The sequence below is a fragment of the Streptomyces sp. RPT161 genome, from assembly GCF_027533845.1.
GTDB lineage: Bacteria > Actinomycetota > Actinomycetes > Streptomycetales > Streptomycetaceae > Streptantibioticus_A > Streptantibioticus_A silvisoli_A.
The window spans coordinates 1-1136 of record NZ_JAPZVN010000079.1; the positions used below are offsets into that span (position 1 = coordinate 1).

Annotated in this window: 1 protein-coding gene; it reads right to left on the bottom strand. The window is 71.0% G+C overall.

Annotated features, from left to right (window positions below; all coding sequences use genetic code 11):
- The coding region (locus O5O46_RS34975) for an acyl carrier protein (protein WP_269859719.1) at window positions 1-1136 on the bottom strand (1136 nt) is incomplete at both ends.

The following is a 1136-nucleotide window of genomic DNA, read 5'->3' on the forward strand; positions in this document are numbered from 1 at the left end:
GCCACGGACCACGGCCAGCACGGGGTGACCGTTGCGCTGGGCGTCCGACAGCCGCTCAACGAGCAGCATGCCAACGCCCTCGCCCCAAGCCGTACCGTCCGCACCAGCGGCGAACGGCTTGCAGCGGCCGTCCGCCGCAAGACCGCGCTGGCGGCTGAACGCGACGAACGTACCCGGGGTGGCCATCACGGTGACGCCACCGGCCAGCGCCAGTTCGCACTCGCCGTTGCGCAGCGCCTGGACCGCGAGATGCAGGGTGACCAGCGACGACGAGCACGCGGTGTCGACCGTGACCGCCGGACCCTCAAGACCGAACGTGTACGACACCCGGCCCGACACCACGCTGCCGGAACTGGCGGTGCCCATGTAGCCCTCAAGCCCGTCGGGCGCGCGGTGCAGCAGGGTGCCGTAGTCGTTGTACATCACGCCCGCGAAGACACCGGTACGACTGCCGCGCACCGACGACGGGTCGATCCCGGCCCGCTCGAACACCTCCCAGGTGGTCTCCAGCAGCAGCCGCTGCTGCGGGTCGGTGGCCAGCGCCTCCCGGGGGCTGATGCCGAAGAAGACCGGGTCGAAGTGGTGTGCGTCGTGCAGGAATCCACCGTCGCGGGTGTAGCTGGTCCCCGGCTGGTCGGGATCCGGATCGAACAGCCCCTCCACGTCCCAGCCCCGGTCGGTCGGCAGGCCGGATATCGCGTCCCTGCCCTCGGTGACCAGTTGCCACAGGTCTTCCGGTGACTTGACCCCACCGGGGAAACGGCAGCTCATCGCCACGATCGCGATGGGCTCGTCATCCGCCGCCACAGCCGCCGCGACGACCGGTGGGGCGGCGTCCGCGTGGGCACCGAGGAACTCCGCGGCCAGGTAGTCGGCCAGAGCGGTCGGGGTCGGGTAGTCGAAGATCAAGGTGGCCGGGAGCCGGACCCCGGTGGCCGCGTTCATGCGGTTGCGCAGTTCGAGGGCGGTCAGGGAGTCGAAGCCGACCTCGTTGAAGGCACGCAGCGGTTCGACCTCCTGCGGCCCGGTCAGACCGAGGACTGCGGCCACCTGGGTGCAGACCAACTCCAGTACCGCACGGCCGCGTTCCGCCTCCGGGAGCCCGGCGAGACGCTGTGCCAGCGCTCCGGTGGGGA